Here is a 16447-nt window from a genome sequence, read left to right as displayed (position 1 = left end):
TGGGGTCCCTCCAATTATTAACTATTCACAACGGTATATCTGTCCTAGTTAATTGTTATGCAGAAGGTTTTAGGTATATTCTGTAAATGGGTAAAATATTTTCACCCATTATGGAAATCTGCCTTTCACCCGTGGTCTGAATTTAAGGGTATTATTAATAGCTGCTCACTCCTTTGGCGTCTATATAAGCCAGAATGAGGGGTTTTTCCTCCGGTCTTGCATCACTTAATTCTACAGCCTGCTTCAGAAGACCGCAGGCTTCAGCCAGCTTTTCCTCCCTATTTGTATAAAGCGTTGCTATAACCTCTCCCTTTTCCACCTTTTCACCGGTCTTTTTATGGAAGTAAATGCCTGCCGCATAATCAATGGAGCTCTCCTTGGTCTCTCTTCCCGCACCCAGCACAAGAGATGCAACTCCTATTGTATCGGTTTTCATGCTGCATATATGTCCTGCGGTTTCAGACTTGTATTCAAAAATGTATTTTGCCCGGGGAAACAATGAATAATCATTGATAACAGCTCTGTTTCCACCCTGCTTTTCAATAAGTACCGCCATTTTTTCAAGAGCCTCTCCGCTTTCTACCGCATGGCGAACCAGGCTGCTGCAATGTTCAAAGCTTCCCTTGCCGCCCAATTCCAGCATTCTTGCAGCCAGTTCGAAGGAAACCTGCGCCAGGTCCCGGGGGCCTTTGTTCTTAAGCGTCTCAATAGCTTCAATTATTTCCAGAGAGTTTCCTACAGCTTTTCCAAGAGGTATATCCATCTCGGTAACCACAGCAACGGTGTGTCTGCCTGTATTCTCACCTATCCTTACCATAGCCTGCGCAAGCTTCACGGAATCCTCCAGGTTCTTCATGAAGGCACCGCTGCCGGTTTTTACATCCAGAACAATACGTTGTGCACCGGAAGCCAGTTTCTTGCTCATGATGCTGCTGGCTATGAGAGCTGTGTTATTGACAGTAGCGGTTACATCTCTCAAGGCATATATCTTTTTGTCGGCAGGTGCAAGATTACCGGTTTGCCCTGCAATGGCAATTCCGATTTCCTTTACATTCCTGATAAAATTTTCACGGGTAATGCCCGTATTGAAGCCTGGAATAGCCTCAAGCTTATCTATTGTACCGCCTGTATGCCCAAGTCCCCTGCCCGACATTTTTGCCACAGGTATCCCGCAGGCCGCCACAATCGGTCCGAGCACCAGTGTAGTCTTGTCTCCAACTCCTCCTGTACTGTGCTTATCCACCTTGATGCCGTCGATTTCCGACAAATCTATCATATCACCCGACTGCGCCATGGCATGGGTTAACAAGGCTGTTTCCCGTTCATTCATACCCTTGAGAAAGATTGCCATCAACAGTGCGGAAGCCTGATAGTCAGGAATGCTGTCGTTGCAGTAACCTGAAATAAAAAAATCAATTTCGTCTGAGGACAGTTCAAAACCGTCTCTTTTTTTCTCAATAATATCGTACATTCTCATAGCAATACCTCCGCAGCCTAAATAGTACCTTGATACAAACACATGCATAAAATTCCACGCATTCGGGACAAAAGCCGGCAAGCTGCCGCCTGCCACAACTGTAGTATTTCCAACCTATGAAGTATTAATAACTCAGGCTGCCTTTTGAAAATAACAATTGTGTTAATAATACTTCCCACCCCTGCCCTTGTCAAACATATACCTTAACAAAGTTTCAGAAAAAATATTAAAGGACACATATCTTGTTGAATTTTAAGCCAATTACAACAAAATGTGTCCTTTAAAAATGCTTGTATTTACTTCACTACGCTCTGGGATGGGTTTTCTTGTAAATTTCCTTTATCTTGTTTTTTGCAATCTGGGCATATATCTGTGTTGAAGAAATGTCTGAATGACCAAGCATTTCCTGTATTGACCTTAAATCTGCTCCGTTTTCCAAAAGATGTGCGGCAAATGAATGTCTCAGAGTATGAGGAGTTATATCCTTGTTTATGTTGGCCTGATTCTTGTAATGTTTGATTATTTTCCAAAAACCTTGTCTTGTCAGTCTTTTACCGTTAACATTAACAAACAGGGCTTCTTCATTTACATCCTGAATCAGAAAATTTCTGGATTTTAAGAGATATTCGTGTACGGCGGCCACAGAAATTGAACCTATGGGAATACTTCTCTCCCGGGTACCCTTATTGCACTTGATAAACCCGAGTTCAAGGTTAATATCAGCCAGATTCAACGAAATCAATTCCGATACTCTTATACCTGTGGCATAGAGAAGTTCCAGCATGGCCTTGTCTCTGATACCTTTCAAATCAAGACACTTTGGCTGGTCCAGCAGCAATTCCACCTCCTGGGTCGAAAGAATCTGCGGCAGCTTTTTTTCCACTTTTGGTGATTCAAGCTCTGAGGTAGGGTCAAGTTCTATAATCTTGTTCTTATGCAAAAATTGATAAAAAGATCGTATTGAAGCCAGATTTCTTGAAATGGTTGAGGTAGCCCTTCCTTTCTTTTGTAGATTCAGAAGATATGCTATAACGGTTGTTTTGTTGGTAGCAGCTACATTGTTGGCATTGATCTCTTTCAGATATGTAGTGTACTGTTCAATATCCCTCTTATAAGATTGAAGAGTATTTAGAGACAATCTCTTATCCCTTTCAAGAAAATTGATAAAATTTTCAACCTGAACTTCCATCAAAAACGACTCCTTTTTTTTTAGTTAAGCACTTATTTCCAGTTCCTATAAAATCAGACTTAATCTTTATCCTATATTCTATAACAAATATTTCTATATTTAAAGAACATTTTGTATTTTTATCTATATTTAACATAATTATTCCAAATAATTGTTGAATTTTCCAAATGGCCCTTTAAAAATTTAACAGCTTCAACGCTCCGGAGGATATAAATGTTTCAATTAAAGTCGTCAGCAGGATAAAAAACGAAAAAAATGCTGCAACAAAGTTATAAGGACCAATTTTTTGTTTGATTCCATCATACCCTGAGCCGGATCTTTTGAGCCAGGTCTTGAAAACAGCTCCTGACAGCTTAATTCCATTCACTCCGAGAGCAACCAGGCAGGGAACCAAAATAATCTCCTTGGGCACAAAACAAATTGTGGAAATCAATATTCCTTTTGTCCCCAGCATACCCATTATAATTCCCGAGCCAAAACCGGTGCTGAATCCCCGCATGCCAAGCACTGCGTAATACACCGGAAATCCCACCACGGTAAACCCCAGCACCCAGAACAGCAGTATCAGCTTTGTATTATCCAGTAACGTAATCTTCAACAAGTCCAGCTTGTCAAAATCGTTTGTATCCAGCAGTTTTACAAACCCGTTGAAAAAGGTGACCATCTCCCCTTTCTGCTGAAAATCAAGGTCATTTACCGATGCTGCACCAAGGCAAATGCCAATGATATAAAACAGGAAAAGGCTCAGGTATAAGAATTTATTGTTTTTTATATGCTCTTTTACAACATTGCCAGTTTTTTTAAACATACAGTGTTCCTCCGGCTTTTATCTTATTGTGTATGAAAGTCTTTTGACAATAAAATATATGCCGGATAAACATAAGATATTACTATAACCTGGCAGCTTTTATCTTTCTTTCTGCCAGAAGAACACCGATTATGGTTTTGGCATCGGTTATTTTGTGCTCCAGAATCATGTCTACCAGCTTGGATACATGTATTTTATCAACATCAAGGAATTCGTCTTCATCAGTGCAGGACTCTCCCTGAGTCAGGCCTGTGGCCATATACATATGGATAACCTCGTTGCAGAAGCCCGGAGTTGTATGAATACTTATGAGATGTTCAATATTCTCAGCCCTGAGACCGGTTTCCTCCATCAGTTCTCTTTCCGCGCATATTTTCGGATCTTCTCCGGGGGCATCAAGCTTTCCTGCGGGAAGCTCAAGTGTAGTAAAATCAAGGGGTTTTCTGAACTGTCTGACCATATATATTTCGCCATTTTCATTGACAGGTACAACCACTGAAGCCCCGGGGTGAAGTACAATATCCCTGGTTGCTTCCTTGCCGTTGGGAAGGCTTACTGTAAGGTTTTGAACCTTGATAATATTACCCTTGTAAATGTCCTCTGTTTTTAACGTTTTTTCCGAGTATTCCATATTTTATCCTCCCTGTCCGCTCTGCGGACATAAATTCAAAGGGTTGAAAGTGGTTTTCTTTCAACCTTGCTCCTCCAAAGATTTATAGTTTACATGCCCCCGGCAGCTTTCTTGATTTCGTCGGTGGCCAGCTTGTCACATCTGTTGTTCATTTCATTGTCGGAATGTCCTTTTACCTTTATCCATTTGACCTTGTGGTATGCCGACAACCGGAGCAGCTCCTTCCACAGCTCAACATTTTTTACCTCTTCATTTTTGTTTCTCTTCCAGCCGGCTTTTATCCATTTGTCCAGCCAGCCCTGTGTAAATGCGTTAATCAGGTAGGCGCTGTCACTGTATAAATTAACACTGCAAGGTTCCTTCAGCTTTTTAAGGGCCTGGAGGGCCGCAGTCAATTCCATTTTATTATTTGTAGTAGTTTCCTCAAACCCCGACAATTCTATTTTATGTTCTCCATATATAAGAACTGCCCCCCAGCCTCCGGCTCCCGGATTTCCGGAGCATGCTCCATCTGTATATATTTCGACCTGCTTCATGAAAATATTTCCTCCGATTAAGAATATTTTACCTTCAAAACACTACTATTATAACTTATTATCGGTAATATCCAAACAAATATTTCTCCATGGCCTGTCTATGACAAGAGGCACAAGCTCTGCCACCTGTGCCTCAACCTTATAAGTCTGTATTTCAACCCCATACCGGCTCCAATGATTTATAACATTTTAACCCTCCGTATTTCCCAACCTCAGGCATTTACAGGAAGGCTACACCTGCAGGCCGACTTTCAAAAGCATCATGGCATAGGCAGATGTAATAAGGGTAAGTATGAGCGCAAATATAAAGGCTATTCTTATAACCTTGTTTTCTTCACCCAGCTTGTCAATGGAAGCGGCAGCATTTTGCAGCTTGGCAGGTGAAATTACGCTGGCCAGACCGCCCCCAAAGGCAAGCGCAGCGGTTGCAATAATCAGTCCGTTCAAGCCCAGATCCAGATTTTTTGCAGTTTCCATGGTATAATTTGCAAACATTGCAATGGTTGAGGCCTCACTGCCGGTTATAAAGCCTCCAAACAAGCCTATGAAGCCGGTTATAAAGCCATATGCTCCACTGAAGGCATCAGCCGAAACATCGGCCAGAACCTTGATCATGCTGGCTGACTGAAACTTCATTTCAGCCAGGCTCCAATTTGAATAGTTCATAATTTCACCTATGGCAAAGAAGATGGCTGCTGAGAACACAGGCCTGGGAGCTCTTTTCCACCATACCTTGAAGGTTTCCTTCACCTGTGCCGCTTTTGGCCTTATTACAAGCATTGACAAAACCACTGCTACGGCTATCCAGGTATATGCATTCCACAAGGCTCTGGTTGCTATTCCTTTCCCGTCCACGGAAATACCGTTTATAGGGAGCTTTAGGTTGTAAAGCACGTCATATACCGGCTTTGGCAGGTTAAGCACAAGAATAAGTCCTATCAGTATTACCCAGGGGCTTAAGGCCTTCCAGAGCGGATATTGTTTCTCATAGGCCTTTTCCTCCTCAGTGAGGTTGCTTCTGTCTATGACGTTATTTCCTGTAAGCTTCAGATAAAGTGCCATGGCAATGATTACAGCCAAACCGCAGAGTACACCTGTCAGAGTAACCAGATTGTCCACCTTGTTTGTAAAATAAGCTACCACGGCGATTACTGCACCCGTGGCTATGCAGGGCAGAAAACCCTTTTTTATGCCGTTCCACCTGTCTACTATGTAGAGCATGCAGAAGCCTATCAGTGTGGAAACAATGGGCAGGAACATATAAAAAACGCTTCCTGCCTGGGAGGGTGTTATTTCATTTCCGGGGCCCAGAAATCTGTTGGCAAAATCAACAAAGGCCACAACCGGAGCACCCAGCAGAGCATATGTGCAAAGTGCATCATAGCCAATGGAAGGAAGTGCTATGGCTACATAGGTTGAATAACCCATGGCCAAAAGGATGGGCGGCAGCAGAGATACCGGAGTGGCTCCTACCGCAACCATCAGAGTCCCAAAGCCTATATTTATCATCATAATCTGTACGGCTTTGTTATGACTGGAGATAGTTTTAATAAATATGATTATTCTTTTGAGCGCGCCGGTTTTTTCCATATAGGCCATCATAAAAAGAGATGTGAGAACTATCAGGGAAACCGGAAAAGACCTTATTATACCTGAAACCGTTGATCTTAAGATAACTTCAAACGAAGTGTTGAAAAAGAAAAATGCAACTGCGGATACACACAGCCAGCCCACTATACCGCTGATATCGGCCGACTTCTTAAAAATTACAAGCATACAGACTATTACCAGTATCGGCAATAGTGTTAATAAAAATGACCCTACCATATTAACCGTCCTCCAAAAAATTAAAATAAACCATTCTACTTTTAATCAAATATTTTGACAATAGTTGATTAATTTTTACTCTACAGGAAATATTTTAATACATCCCGAAATAAAAATAAAGTGTAATTTAATTCATTACACTTTACCCTCTATTAACAATGTACAATACGTTTTTGAGCGGCGAATTTACCCTTCGGCTACGTTGAAGCCGTTTGTAAGGCACAAAGCCTTCCTTCGCGTCTTCGCCTTGCCGCAAGCCAAATTCTCTCGCTCAAAAATCTCCGACCTCACACCGAGATATTTTGGCAGTTTTCGAGGCGGATGGACGCAGCCTTGCTGATACAAGGCAAGGACGACAACAAAGAAAAGTGGCAAAATAGCCGGTGTGAGGCATGTTACACATTGTCAATAGAGGGTATCATCATATAAAAGCAATATTTTTTTATTTATCCTGCTGCAATTTGTAGTATTCCTTGAACAGCTCGTAGTACTCATAGGTCTCCTGTGCATATTTGCCCTTGGTTTTTACCGGGCCTATATTAACCGGAATACTGGACAGATTATAATTTTCCAGCACCTTCAAGAGCTGTTCCCTGCTTAATTCGTTAAGGTCCACGCCTGCATTCCCGGTCAGCTTTATGGCTCTTGCCCTGAGCTGCACCGCGCAAAAGTATACGGCATGTTTGGGATTCTGGAGCATGGTTTTTATCTGCTCATCCGATTCACTCAATATCAGGGATTTGCCGCCATGCACTATCTGTTCATTGTAACGTACGTTTTCAATTCCTATCTGACATATACCCATGGATTTTCCGCCGATAAAAGGCAGACCGTCCAGTAAGTCCTCCTGTCCCAGGAACATCATTTCTCTGAACAGTACGGCAGTGAGCAATGCCTCGGGCACTTTCTGCGCCTCTGAAATCCTGCTGATGGAATTGTCCAGTTCTCTCAGGGCATTCATGGTGTAGTCAAAATTGAAAACATAATATATTCCAAGCTTCTTGTCCCGGCAGGAATCTTCATTTATACGGGTATTAAGTTTCTCAAAAACATCCTTGTATTTTTCCGCTTCCCGGACGATTTCCTCAAGCCTTGTGTCAGGGCCCAGGGCCTCGGCCTCATCCAGAAACATATAATTTTGCTGATTATGTATGGTTATCTTTTGTCCAAGCCCCTTGCTGTAGTTCACCTGGAAATTGTTGAATTTAAGCACATTTTCGTCACTCTCCGAAAATTTGTCTCCCGGTGCGTCACCTTGCCCATATGCAAATTTCATTTCTTTTTCTTTTATAGTCTTATATTGTTCATTTATGTATCCGTTTATATCAAAATAATTATTTGCCGAGTAAAACAGTGTACTGCACAGCATTAACGCAATTAAAGAAAAAGCTGCTCTTTTCTTTAATTTCAAGATATTCATATTTTATCCCCCTGTCCGCTCTGCGGACATAAATTCAAAGGGTTGAAAGCGGTTTCTTTCAACCTTATAGTCCTCCAAAAGCCGGCAACCTGTAATGTCATATTTCCTGATATACTGATTAATATCCCGAGTACTATTTTTCTTGTCTTACTGTTTTTTACATCCCTATCAGTTATACAAACTTTCAAAATAAATGTCAATTATTCAATTTCTTCAAAATGTTAAATAAACATTAATTTTCGTTAATTATACTGTTATACTTCATGTTTTGTATGAAATGGTTTGATTTGCTCACATCTGTGCAATATTTCTTAAATCCTTCAAATCAAAGGGTTTAAAAGGTGTAAACATAAACAAAAAGCAATGAGGATACTCATTGCTTTTTGTTTAAAATTGATAGTTTTTTAATTTTACTTTAAATAACTTTTCAAAAATATTTTTTATTTAAGAGCATCCACAATAGATTTTTCAACCAATTTCAGCTTGGCGGCAACTTCATCTATTTCAACATCGGACTTTTCCTGCTTTAAATCTCCTTTGAGGATTCCAGCCAATTCCTCAAATTCTTCCCTTAAGGTTTCCAGCATTTCAACAACCGCAAGTCTTCTGAATCTCCTTTGTACCTGTGCATCAGGAATATTTTCATATACGCCGTCAGCCGTTACCACAAAGCTGTCTCCTCTGGTGGGAACAATACATTTAAGTCCAAATTCATCTGTCAGTGTGTGGGAAAACTCATTCATAACCTCAAGTTCACCGTGAACTATGAATACCTTTTTAGGCTTTTTGGCGAAGCCTCCCACCCAGGAAAGCAAACCTGCCCTGTCGGCATGGCCCGAGAAACCGTCTATGGCTTCTATCCTGGCATTGACCGATATTTCCTCACCAAACAGCTTTACCCTTTCAGCCCCGTCCAATATCCTTCTTCCAAGAGTCCCCTCAGCCTGATAACCCACAAACAGTATGGTAGATTCCTTCCTCCAGAGATTATGCTTCAAGTGGTGCTTTATTCTGCCTGCATCACACATTCCGCTGGCAGAAATTATTATGGTGCTTTCGGTCTTTTCATTGAGTTTCCTGGACTCTTCCGGAGACTGTGTAAACTTAAGCGTGGGGAAATCAAGAGGATTATCCCCGTTGGCAATGTACTCCTTGGCCTCTTCATCAAAGCAATCCAGATTCTCCCTGAATATCTGGGTCGCCGAAGTTGCCAGCGGACTGTCCACATAAACAGGAATGTTTAATATTTTATTTACAGCATCCCCGAAAACATCCATATATTTGTTAAGGTCATATATTATTTCCTGGGTTCTGCCCACCGCAAAGGACGGAATTATAACATTTCCGCCTTTTTCAATGGTTTCTGTGATAATGCTGATAAACCTTTCAAGCTTATCGGTTTCCTTTTTTAATTTGTGAAGCCTGTTGCCGTAAGTTGATTCAATAACCAGATAGTCAGCATCAGATATGGCAACGGGATCTTTTAAAATAGGTATTCCTTTATTTCCAAGGTCGCCGCTGAAAACTATCTTTGTATCCTTTCCGTTTTCCCTGACCCATATTTCAATAATGGCCGACCCGAGAATATGGCCCGCATCATTAAATCGTATTCTTATGTCTTCTGTCACGCTGAAAGCTTCTCCATAGGCGACACCTTTAAAAAGTCCCAGGCAATCGGTAGCCTCCTTGACGGTGTACAAAGGTTTAACAGGCGCTTTCCCGGCTCTCTGCCTTTTCCTGTTGATCCACTCGTTTTCCGTTTCCTGTATGTGTCCACTGTCAGGCAGCATTATACCGCAAAGCTGAACAGTGGGTTTAGTGGCATAAATCGTACCCTTGAAACCGTCCATATAAAGTTTTGGAATCCTGCCGCTGTGATCTATATGGGCATGTGAAAGAAGCATAAAGTCCAGTTCCGCCGGATTGACCGAAAACGGTTCCGCATTTAAAAGCACCTCGTTGGCCCGGCCTTGAAACATTCCGCAATCCACCAGAAATTTCGTATCCCTGGTTTCAATCAAATAGCAGGAACCAGTTACTGTCTTAGCTGCTCCAAGAAAAGTAATGTTCATAACAGCACCCCATTTCAATTAATTATTCTGCACAATGACTTATTCTATCCTCATGCTGCAATTTCCTTCTTATTTCTATGCAGTTCTCCCCTCTTCGACAAATAATATGTATATATGCATCTTGCCGTTATTATGGTCAAAACAAGGCTACCTCCCAGAATGGAATAAAAACCGGGTACTTCATGCACCACCAGCGCCACCCAGATGGGATTTAAAACAGGCTCGATGACAGGGATCAAAACCGCCTCCAATGCAGATACATTCTTTATTGCAACAGAAAATAATATATATGAAAAGCCCAACTGGAAGATTCCCAGAAGTCCAATGCCCATCAGGCTCCTTGCATCGGGTACTGACTGGAACATAAAGGGAAGGGCTATCAGCGCGGTCATTACATTGCCCCAGAATATCCTGTCCAGCGGGGAATCATCCTTTTGCAGCTTCAGGAGCAAGGCCACCAGCGCAAAAAATATTCCGCTTATAATCCCAAGAATATTTCCCAGCATTCCTCCCGCTGATAATTTATCGATAAAAAACAGGAGCATTCCCAAAAAAACCGCTGCTATTGTTATAATGTCGTACCATCTTACCTTCTCACGCAGGAAAACAGCCCCCAGTATGGCAACATATATGGGCGCCGTATATTGAAGAACAATTGCGTTGGCTGCCGTTGTAAGTTTTGTGGCAGCAACAAACGTAATTACCGTTGCGGCATAAACAAAGGATGCTGCAAATTTTAAAAATGTGAACCTGAAATCTGGCTTTTTGATGAAAAACAGAATCAATACTGCGGCAATAAGGCTTCTGGTTCCTGCTATCGCAACAGGATTCCAGTCCACAAGCTTTATCAGCAGACCTCCCAAACTCCACAAAACCGCAGTTAAAGCCAGCAAAAACAAAGCCGGACTTCTCCTTGGCGTTATTTCCGATATATTAAACTTAGACATTTTTATCCAGAGACCTTAACCCTTGTAATTTTTTATGAACAGAGAAGTAAGTTTGACACAGTACTCCAAATCCTCAAGACTTACCATTTCTGCCGGTGAGTGGACACCTCTGCATGGAATGGAAATTCCGCCGCAGGGAACTCCAATGCCGGTGGTCTGAATTGCACCGGGATCGCTGCCGCCTCTGTCCAGCAACTCAAGCGTGTATGGAATCCCATTTTCCGCGGCCAGCTCCTCAAGGTATCTGCGGATGGCAGGATGGGCAATATAGGCATTATCCTTGACCTTGATTGCAGGACCTCCCCCAAGCTTTACCTCTCTTTTTCCGCACTCGGGAGTGTCTCCGGTCAACGTAACGTCTATAGCTATGGCGCAATCAGGCATGATACCGAATGCAGCCGTTTTTGCACCTCGAAGCCCAACTTCCTCCTGGGTGGTAAAGACAAAATATATTTCATTTTCTGTTTTAGGCATATTTCTGATCAACTCGATGAGAACCGCACATCCGCTTCTGTCATCCATGGCCTTTGATACGGCGCTGCTTCCCTGTACATAGAATTCTCCCACAAAATTGGCAGTATCGCCTACCTTAACCAACTTTTCAGCTTCCTCCCTGTTCTTGCAGCCAATATCGATAAACAGCTTTCCCAGCTTCAAACCTTTGAAGTCCTCAAGCTTTTCTTCCGCACTTATGGTTCCCGTAATGCCATTCCTGAACCTGACCCTCTGCCCAAGTGAGGTAAACGGCGAAACACCGCCTATATTTGAAAATCTTATAAAGCCGTCTTCGTCAATAAAGGTGGCAATGATTCCAATTTCATCCATATGAGCGGCAAGCATGATTTTTTTCTTTCTGCCTTTTTTTACTGCTATGAGATTTCCCATGGCGTCCACCCTGGTCTCATCAACATATTTTTTTATCTCATTGAAAATTACTTCCCGTATATCTTCTTCGTTGCCCGAAACTCCAAATACCTGCGTAACCAGCTTTAATGTATCCTGCATAATAATCCTCCCGGCCTATACCGATTCTAACCTGTAATATTTCAAATACCCGGCTGTGACTCCTCCTGCCTGCCATTACCAGCCACCCTTAAAGGCCCTGTCCCTGCTCATCTGGTATAAAGCGGCAACCGTAAGCCTCTCAACAGCCTCATAATCCCTTCCGGACATAACTGAAACCGGTGAGTGAATGTACCTGCAGGGAACAGATATGGATGCGGTTTTGACCCCGTTTCCGGTTCTTTGAATCTGTCCCGCATCGTTTCCCCCTGTGGTTGTCTGCTTGTACTGTACTTTTATGCCGTTATTGACGGCGACATCATATAGATACTGAACCAGCTCCCTGTCACAATAGCAGGTTCTGTCCATTATGGTAAGTGCTGCACCGTTACCCAAAACAGTGGAATATTCATGCTTATCAACCTCCGGAACGTCGGCGCAGGTAGTACCCTCTATAACCAATGCAACATCCGGCATTACGTTATAGGCTGCAACCTGTGCTCCTCTCAGTCCTACCTCTTCCTGCACGGTAAAGCAGGCATACAGTTCAAAATCAAAGCTGTGTTTCAGCGCTTCAATCAGCACTGCACAGCCCACTCTGTCATCCAGGGCCTTGGCCTTGATACAGTCATTGCCAAACTTGACAAAATCACTGTCAAAGGCTATGAATTCCCCCAGAGGAGCCAGCTTTTCCGCCTCCTCCTTTGAATCTGCGCCAATATCAATATATAAATTCCTGATTTTTGCTATTTTTTCTCTCTCTTCACGCTCTTGCTGGTGAATGGGTTTTGCTCCTATAACCCCGCTCAACCGCTTCTTCCCCACAATAACTTTTTTGCCCGGTAAAATTCTGTCATCTATACCGCCCACAGCTTTAAATCTTATGAAACCCTTTTCGCTGTGCCCCGAAACAATAAAGCCCACCTCATCCATGTGGGCCGACAGCATTACCTTCAGCTTTCCGCCGCCGCCTTTTTTAAAGGCTATTATATTGCCTATGGAATCTACTTTGTATGAGTCACATAAGCCTTCTATTTTTGATATAATAAATTCTCTTACTTCATTTTCATTTCCCGAAACGCCGTTTAAATCCGTCAATTCTTTTATAAGCATAGTAATTCCCCCAACTGTTCACTGCTCAGCTTTGCAAATTCCGATACCATTCTTGCAGTATGTTTAATATCTTCAATATTCACCGTTTCAACTGCAGTGTGCATATACCTTATTGGAATTGACAGCAGGGCCGTGGGAATTCCGTTTGCACTGACCTGTGTGGCCCATGCCTCGGTGCCCGTATCTCCGGCTTCCACCATTTTTTGATATGGAATCCCATTTTCTTTGCCCAGCTCGAAAAATTTTGCAACCAGCTTTGGATGTAAATTTGGACCAATGGATATCTCCGGTCCCTTGCCCGGAGTTGAAGAAACTTCCTTCGGAAGCTCCGGAATATCTCCATGACAGGTATCAATAACTATTGCGGCATCAGGGCGGAGTTCATAGGCTGCGGTCATAACTCCCGTCAGATGTGTCTCTTCCTGTGCCGATGCTATGAATATCAGATCGTTTTCATGGTTGACCGCCGCAAGAAGTCTGAGAATCTCAAGCAGGCAGGCAATACTTGCCCTGTTGTCAAGAGATTTGCCGCTGGCCTTCTGTTCATTCATTTTATTGAATTTTGACTTAAGTGATACCGTGTCTCCAACGGAAACATACTTTTTCAATTCCTGACCGTCATACCCGGTATCCACCCTGATATCCCGGAGTTTCACAGCTTTGCCCGCATCCTCGGCCTTTAAAAGGTGCGGAGGGGTTGCCCCGATAATGCCCAAAACATCCTGTTTTCCATGGATTATCACTTCCTGGGCCAGCAATATTTTGCTGTCTATTCCCCCTACATTCGTTAATCCTGCAAAACCTTTTTCGTCAATTGAATTTACCAGAAAACCTATTTCGTCTATATGTGCTGTTATCATCAACTTTTTAGCGGCCTTTCCGGTTCCTTTTCTTGTGCAGACAACATTAAAAAACTTATCCACCCTTACCTGGTCGCACCAGTCCTTAAAAAGCCCGGCGCATTTTTCCGCCGCAGCCTTCTCATATCCCGGCACTGCTACAAGTTGTGACAAGTACTCCAAATTTTGAATTATACCCATGAATTAAAATATCAACCCTTTTCCATAATCTTCTTTAATTCAATTCTATCAAATTATTCAAGACTTTCCTAGCAGAGTTTGTTTTTCTTAAGGCAAATAATTTTAAAAAATATTTCCAAGATTACTATTGACTTAATTTAGTTTTTTTATTATACTGAAATTCGTCCTTTTCGAGGGCCTTTAGCTCAGTTGGTTAGAGCAACCGGCTCATAACCGGTTGGTCCGGGGTTCGAGTCCCTGAAGGCCCACCACATTTAGCAGTAAAAAGAAACATTTTGCTTCGGCCTTTCCCGGCTCCCGCCGGGATATGGATTGCCTGCAGCAATCCCAACAGTGACTCTCAAGCTACAAAACATGCTAACAGCATCTTTTGCTACGCTTTCGTCTGAAGGTCCACCATATTAGCAGTATTAAGGACGCTTGCCCAGATAGCTCAGTCGGTAGAGCAGGGGACTGAAAATCCCCGTGTCGCTGGTTCGATTCCGGCTCTGGGCACCAAAAAATTCGGTATTATAGATGCAGGCTTTGATATAATCATGAATCTGAACAATAAATTTATTGTTCAGATTCATGGAAGACCCTCGTGGCTCAAAAAATCTTTTTTACACTATTGCTCAAAAGGGGCTGTCGCACTAAGTAATTTAGTGTGCAGCCCTTTTAACTCATAAAAATAAATCCCAAACTCCGAAAAGTAAGGGATTTATGGTAAAATATATGTATGCAAAAACAAAATATTTTACACAAGAATTATACAATTAACCAAGGTTTTTATCAATTAAAACTTCCGTTAAATATTGATTTCATAATCCCAGATAACGATTCAGTGCGTTTGCTAAGTCAATTTGTGGAGGAGATGACCAATTTCCGCTTCGATTTGAGCCAATTCAATTACCTGATGCTCAAGATCCCGCACAAGACTTTGTGTAATAAAGTCTCTGGATTCCTGATAATCCCGCATTGTATTGCCATCGTTTTGTACACATTCAAGGATTATTTCAGCTTTGCCTTTGGTGTAGTTCGAGGATACAGCTTTTAATTCAGCCTTTAATTCTTCTGCTGTTTTGTCTTTCAGGTGACCGGGCGACGGATAGGTCTTCCAAAAGTACAATGCCGTTTTCCGGTCGATCTCGCAGAAAAATTTGCGGTAACTAGGATAAGTGTTTGTCAACTGCTCATGCAAACCATTTTTCAGCCGGATACCGTCTTTGACAATGGTATCCCGGCGGTTGACGAACTGAGACAGCGTCCAATGGTTGTCCTCCGGCTTTGCGTCAGGCAGGGTGTGAAGCTGATTCATCAGCACTGTAGCCACGCAGTAAGCATCATGCTCGTCGTTCTTCTTCATCATGGGTGCGCTTTTGCGTTGATCATAAGCCAGGGATGGGTTAACATCCTTAACCGCATAACCTTTTTCAATCAGCCAAACGGCAAGGCTCCTGCCGTAGCCGTAGGCATTTTCTAGGCCGTAAATCGGTGATAAATTTAGTCTTAATGCTGCTTTAGCAACCTTCTTTGCCAGCTTGCTAAACTCGCTGGACTTGTTTTCGATAACAATTGTATCCAACTTTTCGTTCCAGCAATTCACCAGAACAGCAGTATGGGTGTCCTTGTGTAAATCCATACCGACATAGAGGTAATTTTCTCTTCTCTGCATATCATCCCTTCTTTTGTCCTGCCATCCACATAAAGCCCGAGTACCGGCAACCTCAGATGATAGCCTTCGTTCTCAGAACGGGCAAGGGCGCGACAGCCTATCTACCGCAAGACTCACAGTTTCAAACAGGTTATTACGTTTCACACGTTGGTGTGTGATGTTAACTCTGATTGAAAACTATTGCAAGTCATTTCTGCGTTTTGTATCAAAACTGTCAACTGCAGAAAAAGAAAAAACGGAGGATTTTCGTACCCCCTTATACCCCCCTCTGGCACAAATTTTACCACAGAACAGATTTTCTGTAAATCCATGGTTCACCATGAACCATGGGGTGCAAGCCAGTTTACATGTTCGTTACTGGCACTCTACAGAAGCTACATGTTGCATTTTCATAAATACACTCGTTATCCGGCACTCAAATGCTTAACGCCGTAAGCCACCGTGTGCCGCTGTGTAGCGTTTTAGTTACCGCCATAAGGTGTTTGCCCCTTCGGCAAAAATGGAACCGTATTTAGCGACTTTCTGCGAAAGAACCTTTCCCTTCAGAATGCAGCCCAAAAATGTGTTTCATCCCCTCAATCACAGGGTGAACCATGGGGTCGAAAACTGTGCAGACCGGCTATGTATTTGTCAAGCAGATTTTGCTGTCTGAAGGACAGGCTCATAGGTTTTGTTGTCCCTAAGTACAGCGAATATAACCGCCGTCATTTTCTTGCTGACATGACCGATGA

Annotated in this window: 13 protein-coding genes and 2 tRNA genes; 2 read left to right on the top strand and 13 right to left on the bottom strand. The window is 42.6% G+C overall.

Annotated features, from left to right (window positions below):
• Positions 1-154 precede the first annotated feature (154 nt).
• From CLHUN_RS11790 to CLHUN_RS11730, 12 genes are all read right to left on the bottom strand, one after another.
• Positions 155-1477, bottom strand: coding sequence for a pyrimidine-nucleoside phosphorylase (locus CLHUN_RS11790; RefSeq protein WP_080064796.1), 1323 nt, complete (start codon positions 1475-1477; stop codon positions 155-157).
• A gap of 304 nt (positions 1478-1781) precedes the next feature.
• Positions 1782-2666, bottom strand: a complete 885-nt coding sequence (xerD, locus tag CLHUN_RS11785; RefSeq protein ID WP_080064795.1) for a site-specific tyrosine recombinase XerD — start codon at positions 2664-2666, stop codon at positions 1782-1784.
• 175 nt (positions 2667-2841) lie between these two features.
• Positions 2842-3474, bottom strand: coding sequence for a stage II sporulation protein M (spoIIM, locus tag CLHUN_RS11780; protein WP_080064794.1), 633 nt, complete (start codon positions 3472-3474; stop codon positions 2842-2844).
• Positions 3475-3556: 82 nt separating this feature from the next.
• Entirely contained in the window at positions 3557-4105 is a 549-nt protein-coding gene (locus CLHUN_RS11775; protein ID WP_080064793.1) for an NUDIX domain-containing protein, read from the bottom strand.
• Between the two features lie 89 nt (positions 4106-4194).
• Positions 4195-4641 carry a ribonuclease HI gene (gene rnhA, locus CLHUN_RS11770; protein ID WP_080064792.1) on the bottom strand — a complete coding sequence of 149 codons (447 nt, stop codon included), beginning with the start codon at positions 4639-4641 and terminating at the stop codon, positions 4195-4197.
• Between the two features lie 231 nt (positions 4642-4872).
• Positions 4873-6468 (bottom strand): L-lactate permease, encoded by a 1596-nt coding sequence (locus CLHUN_RS11765; protein ID WP_080064791.1) that lies wholly within the window; start codon positions 6466-6468, stop codon positions 4873-4875.
• A gap of 442 nt (positions 6469-6910) precedes the next feature.
• Complete coding sequence (locus tag CLHUN_RS11760; protein ID WP_080064790.1) at positions 6911-7888, bottom strand: hypothetical protein; 978 nt, start codon at positions 7886-7888, stop codon at positions 6911-6913.
• A 440-nt stretch (positions 7889-8328) separates the two neighbouring features.
• Positions 8329-9960 (bottom strand): MBL fold metallo-hydrolase RNA specificity domain-containing protein, encoded by a 1632-nt coding sequence (locus CLHUN_RS11750; RefSeq protein WP_080064788.1) that lies wholly within the window; start codon positions 9958-9960, stop codon positions 8329-8331.
• Positions 9961-10010: 50 nt separating this feature from the next.
• On the bottom strand, positions 10011-10859 hold the full coding sequence (locus tag CLHUN_RS11745; RefSeq protein ID WP_242656506.1) for a DMT family transporter: 849 nt from the start codon (positions 10857-10859) through the stop codon (positions 10011-10013).
• A 63-nt stretch (positions 10860-10922) separates the two neighbouring features.
• The gene (locus CLHUN_RS11740; RefSeq protein WP_080064786.1) at positions 10923-11912 is read right to left on the bottom strand and encodes a M42 family metallopeptidase; all 990 of its coding nucleotides are present in this window, start codon (positions 11910-11912) and stop codon (positions 10923-10925) included.
• Positions 11913-11987: 75 nt separating this feature from the next.
• Positions 11988-13022, bottom strand: a complete 1035-nt coding sequence (locus CLHUN_RS11735) for a M42 family metallopeptidase (RefSeq protein WP_080064785.1) — start codon at positions 13020-13022, stop codon at positions 11988-11990.
• A complete protein-coding gene (locus CLHUN_RS11730) occupies positions 13013-14035 on the bottom strand; it encodes a M42 family metallopeptidase (RefSeq protein WP_479692029.1) in 1023 nt (340 codons plus the stop codon). The genes CLHUN_RS11735 and CLHUN_RS11730 overlap by 10 nt, the downstream gene beginning before the upstream one ends.
• 201 nt (positions 14036-14236) lie before the next feature.
• On the opposite strand from CLHUN_RS11730, the gene CLHUN_RS11725 reads away from it, so the two are divergent.
• A tRNA-Ile gene (locus tag CLHUN_RS11725) sits at positions 14237-14313 on the top strand.
• A 171-nt stretch (positions 14314-14484) separates the two neighbouring features.
• Positions 14485-14560: transfer RNA gene (locus CLHUN_RS11720), tRNA-Phe, on the top strand.
• Positions 14561-14894: 334 nt separating this feature from the next.
• Here the strand turns inward: CLHUN_RS11720 and CLHUN_RS11710 are convergent.
• Positions 14895-15716: an IS110 family transposase gene (locus CLHUN_RS11710; RefSeq protein WP_080064783.1), complete on the bottom strand. Its 822-nt coding sequence runs from the start codon at positions 15714-15716 to the stop codon at positions 14895-14897.
• Positions 15717-16447: the final 731 nt, after the last annotated feature.

Origin of the sequence: Ruminiclostridium hungatei, assembly GCF_002051585.1 — a bacterium.
Classification (GTDB): Bacteria; Bacillota; Clostridia; order Acetivibrionales; family DSM-1351; genus Ruminiclostridium; species Ruminiclostridium hungatei.
The sequence above is the reverse complement of the archived record's forward strand: the minus strand, read 5'-3'. Positions and strand labels throughout refer to the sequence as shown.